This window comes from Limnoraphis robusta CS-951 (assembly GCF_000972705.2).
Window position 1 is genome coordinate 1 of sequence record NZ_LATL02000335.1, and the last position, 17,191, is coordinate 17,191.

The window sequence follows — 17,191 nt, forward strand, 5'->3', positions numbered from 1 at the left end:
CTGAACCCATTCCAACTGCATTTGGATTTGATTATCAGTTAGCAGAGGTGTTAGATTCCCTCACCGTTGAAATTGGGATAAAACCGGGTTCTAGTGACGTTTTTGTTCCACGTTCTAGTATTGTCACAGGAACACCAGGAACTGAAGTCACGTTAGATGAATCTTGGTCATTTGCATTTAAAGATTACGCGGTTGAACATCAAGGTCAAAGCGTTATTGACTTATTGGTTAGCTACGATTATGTAGAAGGAATTGGGGAAAATGATCCCTTTGAATATCCAGACTTTACTCAAATTTCCAATTATGTTGAAGGGTTCTTAGCTAATTATCCCAATGAAACTGATTTCTGGGAAATCCTCAATAAAAATCTGGTGACAGACTTACTAACTCAACCCATTCCGACTGCATTTGGATTTGATTATCAGTTAGCCAATGTCCTAGATTCTCTCACCGTTGAAATTGGGATAAAACCGGGTTCTAGTGACGTTTTTGTTCCACGTTCTAGTATCGTCACAGGAACACCAGGAACAGAAGTTGCTTTAGATGAATCTTGGTCATTTGCATTAGAAAATTACGCGGTTGAACATCAAGGTCAAAGCGTTATTGATCTCGTTGCCAGCTACGATTATGTAGAAGGAATTGGAAAAGATAATCCGTTTGAGTATCCAGATTTTACTCAAATTTTAAATTATGTTGAAGGGTTCTTAGCTAATTATCCCAATGAAACTGATTTCTGGGAAATCCTCAATAAAAATCTGGTGACAGACTTACTAACTCAACCGATTCCCACTGAATTTGGATTTGATTATCAATTAGCAGAGGTGTTAGAATCCTTCACCATTGGAATTGGGATACAACCCGGTTCTTCAGGTGTCTTTATTCCTCGATCTAGTACAGTCACAGGAACACCAGGAACAGAAGTTGCTTTAGATGAATCTTGGTCATTTGCATTAGAAAATTACGCGGTTGAACATCAAGGTCAAAGCGTTATTGATCTCGTTGCCAGCTACGATTATGTCAACGGAATTGGAGAAAATAATCCGTTTGAGTATCCAGACTTTACTCAAATTTCCAATTACATTCAAGCGTTATTAGTCAATTATCCCAATGAAACAGACTTCTGGGAAATCCTCAATAAAAATCTGGTGGCAGAGTTACTAACTCAACCGATTCCGACTGAATTTGGATTTGATTATCAGTTAGCAGAGGTGTTAGATTCCCTAAGCCTTGCAATTGGAATTCAACCCGGTTCTTCTAATATCTTTATTCCTCGATCTAGTAATGTTACAGGAACGTTGGTAGCCACAGCCGTACCTGAACCTGGAATGCTTCTCGGACTGGGTTGTATTACAATCGTGGGAATACTGAAGAGAAAAGCTTAGACTCAGCATAAATTGAGCAAATTATCAGATTTAAGTGTTACAATTATTGATGGTAAAAGAGGGTAAAACTGCCTTCTTTTACTGTTTTCCAAGGCGTAGATTTGTCTTGCATGAGATTTCAAAAAAATAGGATAGGCTCAACCCACCCTAGTCTTTTATTTGAGGTATAGCAGTCAGTGCTGGTATCTTTACAAGCAGCAAGTTTCATTTGAACACAAAGACACAAAGAACACAAATTAGTTGTAAACACGCTTGCTTACTGCTATAACAATCTTACGGTTAAAAGGGCTTTTTCAACTCAGAATTCTGTAGATTATTATCCCCAACAATTGCCTTCATTCCCTCAATTGTTGCGGGAATACTACGCGGATCAATAAACATCACTTTGCTACTTTCGCTATTGCCAATTGCGGTTCCCATATCCATATAACCTTGAGCCAGTAAAAATTGCAAGGCTTCATAAGCTTTGGGATCATTGCTGAGAACTTTGGTAATAATTTGCAGGGCTTCGGCGGTTGCATGGGCTTTCAACACTTGGGTTTGACGTAGGGCTTGGGCTTCTAAAATCATCGCCTTTTGATGGGCTTCTGCATCCAAAACTTGGGCTTCTGCATGACCTCGCGCACTATTAATCGCAGAATCTCGTTCACCTTCAGACTTTAAAATCGCCGCCCGTTTTTGTCGTTCCGCCGACATTTGTAACTCCATTGCATCCATTACCGCTTTCGCCGGACAAATATCGCGTAACTCTACCCGAGTCACTTTCACGCCCCAAGGATCAGTGGCAATATCAAGATCTCGTAATAAGATTTCATTGACTTCTGTACGGGCGGTAAAGGTTTGATCGAGTTCAAGTTGACCCATTTCTGAACGAATTTGAGTGCGGACTAAATTCTCCATCGCCGCTTGCAAATTATTGACTTTGTAGCAGGCTTTTTCTAAGTCCATAATTCGCCAATAAACAACCGCATCCACACTAATCGAAACATTATCTCGAGTAATACATTGTTGGGGAGGAATGTCTAAAACTTGTTCTCGAATCGTTTCTTTATAGGCGACTCGATCCAAAAAAGGAACCACAAAACTTAAGCCAGGTTTCAGCTTTCGACCGTTATATCTTCCCAGGGTTTCAACTAACGCTTCATCACCTTGGTTGACAATTTTGACCGCTCCAGCCAGACCCGAACCTCCCAAAGCCAGCATGATCAGTAAAAAGAATTGTTCCATTTTGAGTTACCTCAAGATTTAATAATGTTCAGTTAAACAAAAATAAGTTGAATTACTGATGACACAAATACCAAACTTAAACAAATTCTCCTCTGTTTATTGATCTACAGTTTAGAAAGCTTGCATCTCGGAAATCTCCAGTTTCGGAAAAAAATTCATTAAATCTTAATCATTCTGAAGCATTCAGTAACTTTTCTGAGATCACAATCAGGGTATTGCCTTCGCGTCCAATCACAATTACCCTTTGATGAGGAGCGATCGCCATTTCCCCCGCTTCCAAACGCGCTCGCCAAGAATTCCCTTCATACAAAACTCGACCCGTTTGACCGGGTAAAATTTCCGTTAAAGTTTCCGCTTCTTGTGCATCTTCAATCGTAGCAACTCGACGGTTCGGAAGCCATCGTCGTAGCCCAACAATTGAGCCTAGCGATAGGATCATCCACAGTAGCACTTGTAAGTTAGCATAGGGAACAATTAACGACACTCCAGCCACGATTAGCGCACTGAATCCCATCATTAATTCAACAAATGCCGTCGGAACAAACAATTCCATCAAGCAGAGCAACAGTCCAGCCACTAACCAAAAGATTGTCGGATTGACTAACATAGGCGATTCTTGGGAGAGAACGCAGGCATCAGCACCGCAGGGGTGACACATGAGCGATTGTTCTGCAATGGAGAGTAAAACTCAGAACAATCCAGCCTTGGGCTACAATCATTTTATCTTAATGAAGCGAGAAGACCCGCGCCATAAATAAAATGTTGGCGACGTTCGGGAATCGCGACCAAACAAACAACTTACAAGTTTCGTGGTAAACTGTAAGACATGGTTGAAAAAGCTCTCAAATTTAGGTTCTATCCAACTCCTGAACAGGAAGATCTGTTGAGGAGGACATTGGGGTGCGTCCGTCTGGTGTACAACAAAGCACTGGCGGCGCGAACCGAAGCGTGGTATAAACAGAAAGAGCGGGTAGGGTATTCTCAAACTTCTTCGATGCTGACAAAGTGGAAAAAAGAGGAGGAATTAGACTTTTTAAACGAGGTCAGTAGTGTTCCGCTTCAGCAGAGTTTAAGGCACTTGCAAACCGCTTTTACCAACTTCTTTGCGGGTCGGACAAAATATCCCAACTTCAAGAAAAAACGTAACGGTGGAAGTGCGGAATTTAGTAAAGCTGCATTTAACTGGAAAAACGGTCAAGTCTACATTGCCAAGTGCAAGGAGCCTCTATCAATTCGATGGAGCCGTCAGCTTCCTACAGGATGTAGTCCTTCTACTATCACAGTCAAATTAGACCCGAGTGGAAGATGGTTTGTTTCTTTGAGAATTGACGATTCAGTAGACCACAAACTGAAACCTGTCGATAAAAAAGTGGGAATTGATCTGGGAATTACCAGTCTGTTCACCACGTCTGATGGTGTGAAAGTTTATAATCCCAAGCACTTTGATAAGCTATATAAAAAACTTCGACTTGCTCAAAAGTCTTTAAGCCGGAAAATCAAAGGTTCTCTGAATAGAGAGAAAGCCCGGGTTAAAGTAGCTCGAATAAGCGCAAAAATTGCCGATACTCGCCGTGATTATACTCACAAGCTAACCACTCAACTAATTCGTGAAAATCAAACGATAGTAGTTGAAGATTTGGCTGTAAAGAACATGGTCAAAAACCATAAGCTAGCTAGAGCAATCAGCGATGCGAACTGGGGAGAACTTGTCCGACAACTCACTTACAAAGCTGAGTGGTACGGAAGAGAATTAATCAAAATAGATCGTTGGTTTCCCAGTTCAAAGCGATGCTCGAATTGTGGGTATATCGCCGAAAAAATGCCGTTGAATATCAGAGAGTGGGATTGTCCTAAGTGCAATTCTCACCACGACCGCGATATTAACGCCTCAATTAATATTTTGGCTGCGGGACTCGCAGTGTCAGCGCCACTTGCTCTACTTGGGGAGACCCCAAGACCGCAGTGGCTTGTCTGTGGAGCCACCGTAAGAGCCGAACAGAATAAATCTGTTAAGCCAGGTGCGAAAAGCTCTTCAAGCAAGAGAAAGAAGCAGAAACCCAAGTTGTGAGGCGTAGGGTACCCGCGCCAAAAACGAATGTGTTGGCGTCGAGAGGAGGTCAAATTTGAATTTTTCTAAGTTGAGTCCTTAAGCAATATATCTTGACGAGTGTCTTTACAAAAACTATTCCAAATTAGCAGTGCATCACAGCCACCAATGTACTGCCCAAACCCGACCTGTCCTCAGCCTCGCAACGCCATCGGTTCTCAAGTTTGCGAGACTTGTCAAACTCAACTGAATTATCGCTATCTGTGGGCGATGGGTTCAGCCGCTAGTCAAATTCAACCGGGACAGACTGTCGGAAATCGCTATTATGTGGGTGCGCCTCAGATTTGGCTGGATACCAAACCTGCCGTACCTCCGACTATTCCTAACTCGGTGACAGACGCGATTTTGCCTTATTTGTACCTGCATCCCTATCGCCTGCATCTTCCGGGAGTTCACGGGATTTATCATTTGGGTGCAGCCCATGAAGGGGAAGAGATTTTATTATTGGATAATATTCCGGTTGATGCTAGAGGTAGCCTTTTGCCTTCGATGGTGGAAGTTTGGCCGAAAACGAAAACTGTTCGTCAGGTGTATTGGTTGTGGCAAATGTTGCAACTTTGGACTCCGTTATCTCAACAAGGTACGGCTTACAGTCTCTTGGTTAAGGATAATATTCGCACCGATGGTTGGCGGATTAGATTAATGCAATTGCATCAGGGAAAAGTGCAGCCGACTTTGAAAGATTTGGCTGAATTTTGGTCGGCTTTTATTGAAACGGCTCACGATGAAGTGCAGAAACCTTTGCAAGAGATTTATAAACTCATGCAAGTTTCTCACCCCTCTTTAGAAACGATTACTGATAAACTGAATCACATTTTGTTACAACAGGCGGCTCAATTGCCTTTACATTTAGCCGTTGCAGGTCACAGTGATACGGGGCCTGTGCGATCGCATAATGAAGATAGTTGTTATCCGACCAAGGCCGATTTAGAACAGGTTGATAGTTATCCCAATTATCAGTTAATTCCTCATTTAAGTCTGGTTTGTGATGGAGTTGGGGGTCACGATGGCGGAGAAGTTGCTAGTCAATTAGCGGTGAAATCAATTAAACCCTTGATGGCGACTTTTTTAGCAGAAATTACCTCACAAGATGGCTTAACACCCCCGGAGTTAATTATCGATCAACTGCAAGAAATTACCCGTGTTGTTAATAATGTGATTTCCGCTCAAAATAACGAACAAAAACGGGAGTTACGCCAACGCATGGGAACAACGTTAGTCCTGGCGTTACAACTGCCTCAAAAGTTGAAAACGGCTCAAGGTTCTGAGTTGAAAAATGCTCACGAATTGTATATTGTTAATGTTGGTGATAGTCGGGCTTATTGGATGACTCGTGATTCTTGTCAAGCCCTAACGGTTGATGATGATGTGGCAACAAGAGAAGTTAAATATGGTAACAGTCTCTATTGGGAAGCCTCTCAACGTCGAGATGCAGGGGCGTTAACTCAAGCGGTTGGAACCCGAGAAGCCGAATTTTTGCGCCCAACGGTACAGCGATTTATTATCGAAGAAGATGGTTTATTATTGTTATGTTCTGATGGCTTAAGTGATAATGATTGGGTCGAAAAATCTTGGGCGGCTTATGCCCCTGCGGTGTTACAAGGTGAAAAGTCTTTAGAGTCTGCCGTTGAAGGCTGGGTTAATTTAGCGAATACTCACAATGGTCACGATAATACTTCGGTTGTCTTAACGTATTGCGGGGTTTCACCTCAAAAATTAATTCTGATTGATACCGCAGCAAAACCCAGTATTCCTGATGAGATTGAGTCGGAACTCACAGAAGCTTCTAAGGCATTAATGTATGATGAGGAAGAATCAGAAAAGCAACCCCAACCTCAAAGTTTGGGTTTGAAGAAATGGCAACAAATTCTACTCGTTCTTGGAATTGCAGTCTTAGTGATTGGTGGGGGTTTAGCGATTTGGTTCCAGGTTAATCGTTCAACTGAACCTGAACCTCAAAAGGAAACCGTACAAAGAAACTTGAAAAATAGTTAAATCCTGATATTTTTAGGGGCGCACTCGGTTTGCGCCTATCGGAATTTTTTAGCCAATAATTTAAGCCTGATAATGTATAGCAGAAGTCAGGAGACAGGAGACAGGAGACAGAATTGAAACCTTTATCATAAAAGGATTTGACAGAAAAACAGTGTCCTAATCAAAGGCTTCGACTGCTATATAACACAGAGAAAAATTAAGCTTTTCAAAAATAAGTGAAAAATATTATCAATAAAATTAAAGTCCAGCTTCTATCCTTGCTTGTTGTAAATCTTCTGCAAATCCCAAACGATTTGACCAATCGTTAAGATAGTTGAAGTCGAGGAATTCTCCCTGTACTTTCAATATCCCTAAAACATCCCGCCATTGCTTCTCCGACTCACTAGGACTTCTCCATTGAAGCTTATTGAGTATGATATCTTCTGGAGAGGCTAAGTTAACTTTTATTCCACTTGGAATTTCATATTGTTGTCTCCGTTTAAATTGAAGTCGCTCAAATTCGTCATCACGGGCTAATATTAAGTCAGCACGAGAGATAGTTTCGATGTGAGTCACTTGCAAGATTCGCATTCGATTCTCGATAATATCTTCTACACCGGGAATGTAAAACCCAACCCTTTCTAATTCAGTGACTAATAAAGTGATATCCTGGGGGTGAATCAAGATAACAATATCGAGATCCCGAGTGGTGCGAACTTCCCCATAAGCGATCGCTGCAACTCCTCCTGTGATAAAATAGGAAATATTCAGGGATTCAAAAATAGGGTGTAACGTCCCAGCTAAGGCAATTGAATCTTGAATCCAATTCATTTGATTTTGAGTGACAATAGAATAAGCACAATTCTCCTCTCCTAACCAAGCTAAGGCTAGTTTTTGAGCCAGTTGTGTATCAGAGAAGTCTGAAAAGCGTTGACGAAAGCAAGTAATCGCAAACTGACGAGCATTTTGGTTCATCGCAGCACCCATTTGTAGCCGTTGTGAGGGAGAACGCTGTTTCAGTAACCCAAACCCAAATAAATCGACTTCGGGAGTCGTATCTCGGGATTGAGGTTTATAGCCCGGTTTCAAGTAATAGGACACAATAAAAGCTGACAATCAGCAATGAGCCACAGGAAAGTAATTTTCAAACTGTTATTATTATAGATGATTTCCATTGAGAATGAACAGCTATCTTTTCAAGTATAATTGGGGTTGAGAACTGCTCTAGTTTAGCGAATCGCTTGATTCTGTATTGAATCGGAAAATTCATCATTTTAGGAGAAATCATCATGGATGAACTGTTTACACCAGGACTCGTTGAACCCCTTCTAGCCATCTTGGGATCAGCAGGATTCTTCTTTCTGGCTTTTCAAGCCTTACAGATGTTAAAAAAATAAAAACTTGAGTCACTAACATCAAGCGATCGCCTCACCGACATTTTACCGATTTAAAAATGAAATGTCAAAAGGGCGATCAGATAATTTATGATAACAATAAAAACCTTAAAAGCGTTGGGAGTTGTGAAGAATTAACATAATGAATCAGGTAATTATCCAATGGAAAAAGTAGAACAATACCGTCAACTGGTTCAAGAATTATTACAAGCTTATAGTGAAATTAAAGCGAGTAATGAAGAGGTCGAAGCTGAGATAATTTTCGATACTCTGCGCGATCGCTATCAAGTGGTTCATGTGGGTTGGTCTAATAAACGACGTATTTATGGTTGTGTTTTACATTTAGATATTAAAAATGGGAAAATCTGGATTCAACATGATGGAACTGAAGGGGGAATCGCCAATGAATTAGTCGAGCGGGGTGTAGCGAAACAGGATATTGTCTTAGGGTTTCATTCTCCCTTTAAACGTCAATTTACAGAATTTGCAGTTGAATAATATTGTAATTCATCCTCAGTTTTAACGTAATTTTAACCCCATAATAACAGAGAACCTGAGAATCCAGAAACTCCTTTTAGGTTTCAGTATAACGGTAGACCATTTATTGACTTAGATTTGAAATTGATAGAATTTATACCTTGACAAGAGGTAAAAGCTGGTGTTTGTTTTATTCTTTAGGGAATACTTTATTCTAAAGCCAAAAATTTTGTTAAAATATTGATACAGAAGAAAAAACCTAACCTTTGAAGAATACTTAAATTATGCTATTCTACTTGCGTTAAGTCTTTGGACTCTGGAGAACCTCGATTCAACGATTTATGGGTTAAGTCGTTTTCGATCCAATCATCTTGAGAGTTTGTGAGTTGCCAAAGCTTCAAACGATCAGTTAATCTATATCCATGCCGTCCAACAGCAGACTTGTATTCGCTTCAAGGCTGTTCCGTTGTCTGAAGACTTTTGGCTTCAGCTTATAGAACCAGCACATTGGAATGATAGCAAGCGGAAACTACGGGGTAACTTCCGTAGAATCATGTAGACTTTTAAAAACTAGCTAAGGCTAACCTCATTTGGAGAAGGAGGAGGCTTCTATGAATATTGTTCAAGGACATCATCCGCGTCGTATTCCGCCCCATATTGCCATTCGCAAGGTTAAGGGGGTATTGTTGCTCGAAAAATCAGGTGATGATATTTATTTTTACGCTGATGAAAGCAACTGGGAAGTCAAACGAAATGTTCAGTTTGTGACTCAACATGAGTTTAGTAATGAGTTGAGAATTTTAGCAGATAGCTATTCTGAACTAGACGGTTTCTACTGTATCAATAGCATCACCCACACAATCAGTTATTTGGGGACTGAGTGGGATGATGTAATTTTAGGACTAAAGTTCAGACATTTGTCAGCTTAAGACAGATCAGATGAGTTTCATGTCGCTGTAATTTCCACTGTTATCATTTCACAGCAGAACTTAGGGAGATCAACTGCATAAGCTCAACTCCTCAAGAAGTAGATACAAGTAGATGCGAGTCTACATCTAGACTCACAGGATTTGAACAAATGTTCACAATGAGCCTACATGAGCAATTTACTCCCTCTACAATTGCAGACATAACTTGCTCTATTGAATGGTTCTGTTGAGTTACAGAGTTGTTTACCCTTACCCGGTGCCCTTCTGATTGATTGGAGTTGGTGTTTGATTAAGCTTGTTGATTGTGAGGGTTTAAGTGTGGGAGGTTGATTGGGGGTTTCTCTTGATCTATTGTAGCAACTTGAGAAGGATTAAAATAGAAAAAATTGACAACGTTGAGTTATTAATTCAGGTAAATAATCTTAAAGATTTCAAAAGATTTATCAGGGATCAAGCCTCACATAGCTTATACTATGTACAGAATTGATTGGAGTGACTAATAATCCATCAGGATTCAATCTACTAAGGGGCTTCTACTGTGATCAATAAAGCAACTCAAGAAAGTTATCTTTCTTATACAGATTCAACGTTGCATAACTCTGATTTTTATTCTAAAACTGAGCAGTTGCAAGTGTCAATCTGTCAATTTATGATTCAAATTGTTAATCAATGGATTCCCGAGAAAGTCATTGATGAATTTGAACAAATTTTTGTCAATTTAAACTGTACTCAAAATGAGGCAGTCAATCAAGCTTTAAATCGCATCGTTATTGATCAGATCCAGTCCATCTTTTCAGCCACAATCAAACAATCATTTTACATATTAATTAATAACTGGACAATTAACAAACAACAGGAATTCACAGAAGCTCTATTTGAACGCATCGAATCTGCAAACTATCAAGAAGAACGAATTTCTCCGAGTGTCAACCTTCTGAGAAAATGGACTTATAACTTCTTACAAACTCAAGATTATCAAGACATTCGGAACTATGCTTTAAACTCAGACACACAATGGGTCAACCGCTATCGTTCTTATTTATTATCAACCCAAATTAATCGCAGTCAATCTCAAGTCCAACACAAAGTTACAGCCAACTTAGCACAACAACTCAAAGATAAATATAAATTTGATCTTGCCATGTATGTGGCGCGTTCTCAATGTCCAGGATCACAAACTCAAAAACCTACTAACCCGACTCAATTAGGGGACGAAGCGATTAATTTAATCAAAAAAACCATCTCGACTGAGCGTGTTTTAAGTTATGCTCATCAAGCGGATATGTTTATAGAACAGACGCAAAACTTTAACTATCAAGATTTCAAAGAAAGCCTTCTCAACTATTTAATGCTTCATGTTTGTTCTCGATATCCAGCCAATCAGATTCGAGAGACTTTGCATTTCAAACTCCAGAAATTTGACTCTCAACATAATTTCAAAACCATCACTAAGACTCAAATCTCTAAAACCTGCAAACAATTAGTTAGACTGCTGACCACCGAAAATAATCAATCTCCTTCCCCCCCGTTTAGTTTATTAGTTGAACGGGGAAACTATCTGACTCTGGTCATTCTGTTACTAAAAACCACTTTAGTTTGTAAATCGGCTCAAGGCTATTTAGAATGTTGTATTGCCAATCTGATTGAATACTATCAAAACTATGAAGAACAACAATGTCAGCATTTTATCAAATTTTTGGAAGTTTTCAATCTCGTTTTTACACTATTCACCGCCAACGTTCAATATCATTTAGTCAACCTCAATCAGACTCAAACTTGCGAAGAATCAGCGACAGAACTAGACACCTATCGGTTATTTTGTCAATTTAAAGGCCCTGATTTACGTCAAACAAACCTGAGAATTCTTAACCTCAGTGGTGCTGATCTCAAAGGGGCTAACCTCAGAGAAACTGATTTACGAGGAATGGATCTGATTCAAGCAGATTTGCGGTTAGCCAACCTCACCCTAGCCAACCTGAGCGGTGCTGTTTTAAACGAAACTCAGCTTTTAATTGCCAACTTAAATCATGCAGACTTAAGCGATGCTAGCCTAATAAAAGCCGATTTACGTCGAGCCGATCTCCAAGAAACAAACCTCACCAATGCCAGTTTAACCAGTGCAAAATTAGGTCATGCCAACCTCAAAGGTGCCAATTTACACGCAGCTAATTTAATGGCGGCAAGTTTGAATGCTGCGAATTTAAGTCAAACCAATTTATCTCGGGCTAATTTAGAATGTGCCAACCTCAAAGGTGCCAATTTGCAAGGTGCTAATCTCAGTTATGCTAACTTACGAGGTGCTAATTTACGAGGTGCTGACTTACGAGGTGCGAACCTTTCTTATGCCGATCTTAAACAAGTTAACCTCAACCAAGCCAACCTTGATCACGCTTACCTCAGAGGCGCAAACCTGTATCGTGCAAGTTTAAGCCACGTTAACCTCTCTCAAGCCAATTTAGTGAAAGTTAATTTCAGTGGCGCTAACCTCTACGCCGCCCAATTGCCAGAAACAAACCTGAGTTATAGCTACCTGCGACATACCAACTTTTCTCATGCAAATTTAACTCAGGCTAACCTGTCTCACGCCGATTTAACCCGAGCAAATTTAACACAAACAAACCTCTCTCAAGCCAATCTAAGCTATGCTTCAATTCGCCATGCGGAGTTGATGCAAGCTAATCTTTCTCATGCTAACTTAGTCAATAGCAATTTATTTGGTAGTTTTTTAACCCAAACGGATCTACAAGGAGCAACCTTTGAAAACTGTTCAGGATTGCCCGATTTTCTCAAACATCAATTACACTTAGATCAAGTCGATATCGGTCACGAAACCCTTACGGAGCAATTTGTCGATTAACAACTTCAATCCGTTTAACGAAATGATCTTCTCGATATTTCAACTGTTGAGCAATTTGTAAGCCTTGTTGATAAGCCGCTAAAGCTCGTTGATAGGCTCTTTGATCAAAATAAATCTGACCGATGTTATCATAAGCATCCATCATTCCATAAAAATTGTAGGATTGCTGCTCAATTAACAACTGGGCTTGGTATAATTCAAGAGCAGTTTGACTTTGGTTTTGAGCGCGATATAATCGAGCTAATCTCCCCAAGGCGTCGCTGGCATTGGCGAGTTGCTGAATCGGTGTAGCTATTGTATAAGCCTCTTGATAATTCTGACTGGCTTGCTGAAATTGACCGAGTTTTTCATAGTTTAAACCAATTGCTAATTTTAAATTCGGAATCGGTTGTAAATTTTGCAATTGAGAATAGTAACCCACTAATCGTTCTTTAGCGGCGATGGATTTTAACGGTTGATCTAACTGTTCATAAATAAAGGATAACTCTTGAAGAGAGATGACTTCACTCGGTTGATTAACTGTTTCACCTTCTGCATTCACTTGCGGGGGAGGTGGTGGCGGTAAAATGCCTTCACTTCGCAATAATTTAATCTGTTGTTGCGTTTCTAATAATTGTTCATAGGCTTGCGCTGCTGGCTGATAATCTAACCAACTCAGATAAACTTGACCCATTTCACTTAACGCCTGTTCTTCTTTGAGAAGATCTTGCTGTTGACGCGCATAATCGAGTAAAATTTGATAAGTTTCAATCGCAGATTCTTTTTCCCGAGTTTCTTTGAAAGCTGTACCTAACGCTTCTAATATTTCAAGATTTAACGTTTCTTCAGAGTTAACCTGTTGTAAAATAGTTTCTAACCGTTCTACAAGGAACTTAAGATAGAGACGTTGACTGTTATTCCATGCAATTAAACCCACTCGTTGTAAAGCTGCAATTTCCGGTAATAACCCAAAATAACGCCGTAATCTTAATTCCCGACTCCATAAACTAAACGCACCAAAAGCATCTTGTTGTTCGAGTAAAAGTAACGCTTCTGCATTCAGTTTATCTAATTCTGGTGCCAGTTTTTCCTGTTGTGTTTCACTCAATATTTCTCCAACAGGTGGAGGATTAGGTAACAATGGATCAGGTTCGGTACTTTCTAAAGGACTGGGTGAAAATTGATCGAGAACTTGAGTATTTTCTTCGGCTTCAGGGCTGTTGTTTTCTTGAGAAAGAGCGGTTAAACTGCTACTGTTTATCCCGAAGATTACACTGATTAGCGTCAAAAATACAATGCACCAAATTCGCGTTATGTTACCTGTCATAGAATTCTATCAAGCAATCAATTGATTTCCTAAAAATTGTCTAAATTTAACAGTAAAAATCTGAAAAAATGGTTTATACTGTCAATAGGGTACAATTTAGGCATATTGTCACCTATTTTAAGATGACGGCGACGAAAGCGGATTTGTTCACAACAGATCACAGAAGCCAAACCGCCCAGACTGCAATAGATTCTGGCACAAACGAGAACTTAAGGCAAGGTTGAACTTCGACAAAAAATCCCCATCGGCGATCGCAGCCGGGAAGTTTATTTCAACGGTGTTCCCACGCCTAAGCGAAAGCATGGGATAATATCAGCGATGGTTGAGAAAAGCATCGTGAACAAACACAACAACATCAAACCCACTGCATCACAACACCAGGTGATTCAGCGTCAATGGCATCATCGTCTCTTTCAGTCTGTGGGATCGATGATTTTACTCTTAACGCTCCTGACATCCTGCGCGTTACCTCAAGTTTCCGCAGAAGATCGAATATTTCTCGACTTCTCCCTAGACTTTTTAGGAGAATATTCACTCCCCAAACCTAGCGAATTTAATAATAATTCTATTAGTCATCTATCTGCCATTACCTACGAACTTCCCGGCTATAGCGATAGTACAACACCGGGAACACATTTCTATGCTTTGGCTGAAAATGCCCCAGAATTTTACACGCTAAAATTTGATTTCTCCTCAGAAGATCAGATTACCTTAAATCAGGTAAATCTCGAAAATGAAACGATTCTCAAAGATCAGTCGGGTTTACCTCTCCCCCCAACGACAACTCACCTCGAAAGCCTCACCTTTTCGCCCCGAAACTCAGTATTTATCGCCCTAGAAAATATCGAAGAAAATCAGACTTTACCCTTGATTGGAGAATTTGATCTCCAAACCGGAAAACTTCGCAATACCGTTCCCATTCCGCCGAGTTATATTCCTACAATTGAAGACGAAAAACAACAACAAGGAATTCAAGCCAACTTGGGGTTTAAATCGATGAGTATTGCACCGGATGGCTTTAGTCCGGGTGGAAAAGATCCGTTTCGGTTATTTGTGACCACCGCAGCACCCTTAGTTCAAGATACTGATATTAATACAGCAACAAAACTGCGAATCTTACATTATGTTATCGCCGATCGCGCATCTTTTCTCGTCTCCGAAAATCTTTATCCCTTAGAAACAGATGAAACCTCACCTCATCAGTTAGCAGATATTGTTGCTCTCAATCAAGGCGGATACTTTCTCAGTTTAGAGCGATCGCCCTCCTCGAGTCAAATTTATCAAGTCTTTACAGGAGATGCCACCGATACCTCTAGAATAGCCAGTTTACGCGGACAACTGGGAAAAGTTCAACCCCTGCGGAAAAAACTGTTACTCGACTTCAAGCAACTCAACATTCCCCTTCATCCTCTCACCAGTATGACATTAGGACCCCGTTTAGCTGATGGTAGTCAGAGTTTACTGTTAATGAGTGAGAATGACAGTGAAACGACAGAATTTTTGTTATTCAGCCTCAAGCAAACTTGAATTTGCTATCCTAATCAAAAATTTACGAATTCCTGAAAAATGACTCATTCAACCGATATCGCCACCTTAGCCCGTTGGATGGCTTCTGATTTTAGCAACCAACCCCAGGCGTTTGAAAACCCGCCCTTTTTCGCGCATATTCGCGTCTGTATGCGTCCGTTACCGACAGAATTATTAGACGGAGTGAGTCTCTACCTCGAACAGGCCTATGATTATATCCTGAATCAACCCTATCGCGTGCGAATTCTCAAATTCATTCCTCGGGAAGATTATATCGAGATCGAAAACTACTCCATTGATAACCAAGATCAATTTTACGGTGCCTCCCGTCAACCAGAACGCCTCAAAGACCTCAAACGGGAACAAATAAAAAAACTCCCCTGTTGTAGCTTTATCACCCGTTGGACAGGTCACAGCTTCAAAGCAGAAGTCGAACCCGGAAAAGGGTGTATGGTAGAACGCAAAGGTCAACTCACCTATCTCGATAGTTGGTTTGAAGTCTATGAAAACCGCATGGTTAGCCATGACCGAGGACGAGACCCCGAAACCGATGAACATATTTGGGGATCAGTCGCCGGACCCTTTGAATTTGTGCGTTGGGCGAGTTTCGCGTCAGAAGTCAAAATTTAATCAACTTAAACAAAACAGTCCACAGGGTACCAATTCCTGATACATTAACCCAGTATCAGCAAACCGAGATGCAATTGAGTTTATGAAAGTTCTGGTAATTGGTGGTGATGGCTACTGCGGTTGGGCGACAGCCCTCCATTTATCCAACCGAGGCTATGAAGTTGGGATATTAGATAACTTAGTCCGGCGACACTGGGATCAACAGCTTTGTATTGATACCCTAACCCCAATCGCACCCATTCATCAACGCATTCAACGCTGGAAAGATTTAACGGGGAAGTCTATCGACCTGTATGTGGGCGATATCAACGACTATAGCTTCCTGCTCGATAGTTTACTCGAGTTTGAACCCGGAGCGATTGTTCACTTCGGAGAACAACGGTCAGCGCCCTTTTCCATGATAGACCGGGAACACGCGGTTCTCACCCAAGTTAACAACGTCGTGGGAACTTTGAATATTTTATACGCAATGCGCGAACATTTCCCCGACAGTCATCTGGTGAAACTGGGAACGATGGGTGAATACGGGACTCCGAATATTGATATCGAAGAAGGTTATATCACCATTGAACACAACGGGCGTAAGGATACTTTACCCTATCCCAAGCAACCCGGAAGTTTCTATCATTTGTCAAAGGTTCACGATAGCCATAATATCCATTTTGCGTGTAAAATCTGGGGTCTACGGGCGACGGATTTAAACCAAGGGGTGGTTTATGGGGTTCTCACCGATGAAACCGGGATGGATGAAATGTTGATTAATCGTCTCGACTATGATGGTGTATTTGGAACTGCTTTAAACCGTTTCTGTATTCAAGCCGCTATTGGTCATCCGCTTACCGTTTATGGCAAAGGCGGACAAACTAGGGCATTTCTTGATATTCGGGATACGGTTCGTTGTGTGGAATTAGCCATTGCGACTCCCGCAGAACCCGGTCAATTCCGTGTCTTTAACCAGTTTACCGAAATGTTTAGCGTTGGCGATTTAGCCATGATGGTCAAGAAAGCCGGAAATGCAGTGGGGTTAGATGTTGATATTCAAAATATGGAAAATCCCCGGGTTGAACTAGAAAATCATTATTTCAACGCCAAAAATACCAATTTGTTGGATTTGGGATTACAACCTCATTATCTGTCTGATTCCCTGTTAGATTCGTTGTTGAACTTTGCAATGAAATATAAGAATCGGGTTGACAAGAACGAAATTTTACCGAAAGTTTCTTGGCGAAATCCCGGTTCAGCGAAGATGGCAAAATAATCGGAAACGGATATTCAAACGCATTCCTAGAGTAGGTTGGGTTGAACATTGTGAAACCCAACTTTTTCAGTTAATAGTCAATTATTGGGTAGAGGTATTGTATATAACGTCTCTACATATTCC

The 17,191-nt window shown here is 40.7% G+C and carries 13 protein-coding genes; 9 read left to right on the plus strand and 4 right to left on the minus strand.

The genetic code is table 11. The features are described 5' to 3' along the window. Nucleotides 1-1,382: hypothetical protein (locus WN50_RS34945; RefSeq protein WP_049561453.1), on the plus strand; the 1,382-nt coding region annotated here is incomplete at its 5' end. A 279-nt stretch (nt 1,383-1,661) separates the two neighbouring features. Here WN50_RS34945 and WN50_RS28190 read toward each other — a convergent pair. Together WN50_RS28190 and WN50_RS28195 are read right to left on the minus strand one after the other, a co-directional pair. Then, nucleotides 1,662-2,609, minus strand: coding sequence for an SPFH domain-containing protein (locus tag WN50_RS28190; RefSeq protein WP_046278709.1), 948 nt, complete (start codon nt 2,607-2,609; stop codon nt 1,662-1,664). A gap of 169 nt (nt 2,610-2,778) precedes the next feature. Next, the gene (locus WN50_RS28195) at nt 2,779-3,216 is read right to left on the minus strand and encodes an NfeD family protein (RefSeq protein WP_046278710.1); all 438 of its coding nucleotides are present in this window, start codon (nt 3,214-3,216) and stop codon (nt 2,779-2,781) included. 219 nt (nt 3,217-3,435) lie between these two features. Here WN50_RS28195 and WN50_RS28200 point away from each other — a divergent pair, with 219 nt between their 5' ends. Both WN50_RS28200 and WN50_RS28205 read left to right on the plus strand, forming a co-directional pair. After that, nucleotides 3,436-4,677 (plus strand): RNA-guided endonuclease InsQ/TnpB family protein, encoded by a 1,242-nt coding sequence (locus WN50_RS28200; RefSeq protein WP_049561456.1) that lies wholly within the window; start codon nt 3,436-3,438, stop codon nt 4,675-4,677. A gap of 147 nt (nt 4,678-4,824) precedes the next feature. After that, a complete protein-coding gene (locus WN50_RS28205; protein ID WP_235441161.1) occupies nt 4,825-6,711 on the plus strand; it encodes a protein phosphatase 2C domain-containing protein in 1,887 nt (628 codons plus the stop codon). Between the two features lie 237 nt (nt 6,712-6,948). On the opposite strand, the gene WN50_RS28210 is transcribed toward WN50_RS28205, so the two are convergent. Next, the gene (locus WN50_RS28210; protein ID WP_046280538.1) at nt 6,949-7,791 is read right to left on the minus strand and encodes a hypothetical protein; all 843 of its coding nucleotides are present in this window, start codon (nt 7,789-7,791) and stop codon (nt 6,949-6,951) included. A gap of 455 nt (nt 7,792-8,246) precedes the next feature. Here WN50_RS28210 and WN50_RS28215 point away from each other — a divergent pair, with 455 nt between their 5' ends. The 3 genes from WN50_RS28215 to WN50_RS28225 all read left to right on the plus strand — a co-directional run bounded on the left by WN50_RS28215 (nt 8,247) and on the right by WN50_RS28225 (nt 12,347). Then, nucleotides 8,247-8,582, plus strand: a complete 336-nt coding sequence (locus WN50_RS28215) for a XisI protein (protein ID WP_046280532.1) — start codon at nt 8,247-8,249, stop codon at nt 8,580-8,582. Between the two features lie 590 nt (nt 8,583-9,172). Next, the gene (locus tag WN50_RS28220; protein ID WP_046280533.1) at nt 9,173-9,490 is read left to right on the plus strand and encodes a hypothetical protein; all 318 of its coding nucleotides are present in this window, start codon (nt 9,173-9,175) and stop codon (nt 9,488-9,490) included. A 631-nt stretch (nt 9,491-10,121) separates the two neighbouring features. After that, nucleotides 10,122-12,347 carry a pentapeptide repeat-containing protein gene (locus WN50_RS28225; protein WP_152964952.1) on the plus strand — a complete coding sequence of 742 codons (2,226 nt, stop codon included), beginning with the start codon at nt 10,122-10,124 and terminating at the stop codon, nt 12,345-12,347. Here WN50_RS28225 and WN50_RS28230 read toward each other — a convergent pair. Beyond that, the gene (locus WN50_RS28230; RefSeq protein ID WP_046280534.1) at nt 12,325-13,653 is read right to left on the minus strand and encodes a tetratricopeptide repeat protein; all 1,329 of its coding nucleotides are present in this window, start codon (nt 13,651-13,653) and stop codon (nt 12,325-12,327) included. The two genes, WN50_RS28225 and WN50_RS28230, sit on opposite strands and share 23 nt — an antisense overlap. Nucleotides 13,654-13,971: 318 nt before the next feature. On the opposite strand from WN50_RS28230, the gene WN50_RS28235 reads away from it, so the two are divergent. From WN50_RS28235 to WN50_RS28245, 3 genes are all read left to right on the plus strand, one after another. Continuing rightward, nucleotides 13,972-15,180, plus strand: coding sequence for an esterase-like activity of phytase family protein (locus WN50_RS28235; protein WP_046280535.1), 1,209 nt, complete (start codon nt 13,972-13,974; stop codon nt 15,178-15,180). A gap of 39 nt (nt 15,181-15,219) precedes the next feature. Then, on the plus strand, nt 15,220-15,810 hold the full coding sequence (locus WN50_RS28240; RefSeq protein ID WP_046280536.1) for a chromophore lyase CpcT/CpeT: 591 nt from the start codon (nt 15,220-15,222) through the stop codon (nt 15,808-15,810). Nucleotides 15,811-15,892: 82 nt separating this feature from the next. After that, nucleotides 15,893-17,068 (plus strand): NAD-dependent epimerase/dehydratase family protein, encoded by a 1,176-nt coding sequence (locus WN50_RS28245; RefSeq protein WP_046280537.1) that lies wholly within the window; start codon nt 15,893-15,895, stop codon nt 17,066-17,068. The last annotated feature ends 123 nt before the right edge of the window (nt 17,069-17,191 follow it).

Excerpts from the sequence above, each read along its gene's own strand:
- WN50_RS28190 (WP_046278709.1), bottom strand. The coding sequence starts at position 2,609 with ATGGAACAATTCTTTTTACTGATCATGCTGGCTTTGGGAGGTTCGGGT.
- WN50_RS28205 (WP_235441161.1), top strand. The coding sequence starts at position 4,825 with ATGTACTGCCCAAACCCGACCTGTCCTCAGCCTCGCAACGCCATCGGT.
- WN50_RS28220 (WP_046280533.1), top strand. The coding sequence starts at position 9,173 with ATGAATATTGTTCAAGGACATCATCCGCGTCGTATTCCGCCCCATATT.
- WN50_RS28230 (WP_046280534.1), bottom strand. The coding sequence starts at position 13,653 with ATGACAGGTAACATAACGCGAATTTGGTGCATTGTATTTTTGACGCTA.
- WN50_RS28215 (WP_046280532.1), top strand. The coding sequence starts at position 8,247 with ATGGAAAAAGTAGAACAATACCGTCAACTGGTTCAAGAATTATTACAA.
- WN50_RS28240 (WP_046280536.1), top strand. The coding sequence starts at position 15,220 with ATGACTCATTCAACCGATATCGCCACCTTAGCCCGTTGGATGGCTTCT.
- WN50_RS28235 (WP_046280535.1), top strand. The coding sequence starts at position 13,972 with ATGGTTGAGAAAAGCATCGTGAACAAACACAACAACATCAAACCCACT.
- WN50_RS28195 (WP_046278710.1), bottom strand. The coding sequence starts at position 3,216 with ATGTTAGTCAATCCGACAATCTTTTGGTTAGTGGCTGGACTGTTGCTC.
- WN50_RS28200 (WP_049561456.1), top strand. The coding sequence starts at position 3,436 with ATGGTTGAAAAAGCTCTCAAATTTAGGTTCTATCCAACTCCTGAACAG.
- WN50_RS28245 (WP_046280537.1), top strand. The coding sequence starts at position 15,893 with ATGAAAGTTCTGGTAATTGGTGGTGATGGCTACTGCGGTTGGGCGACA.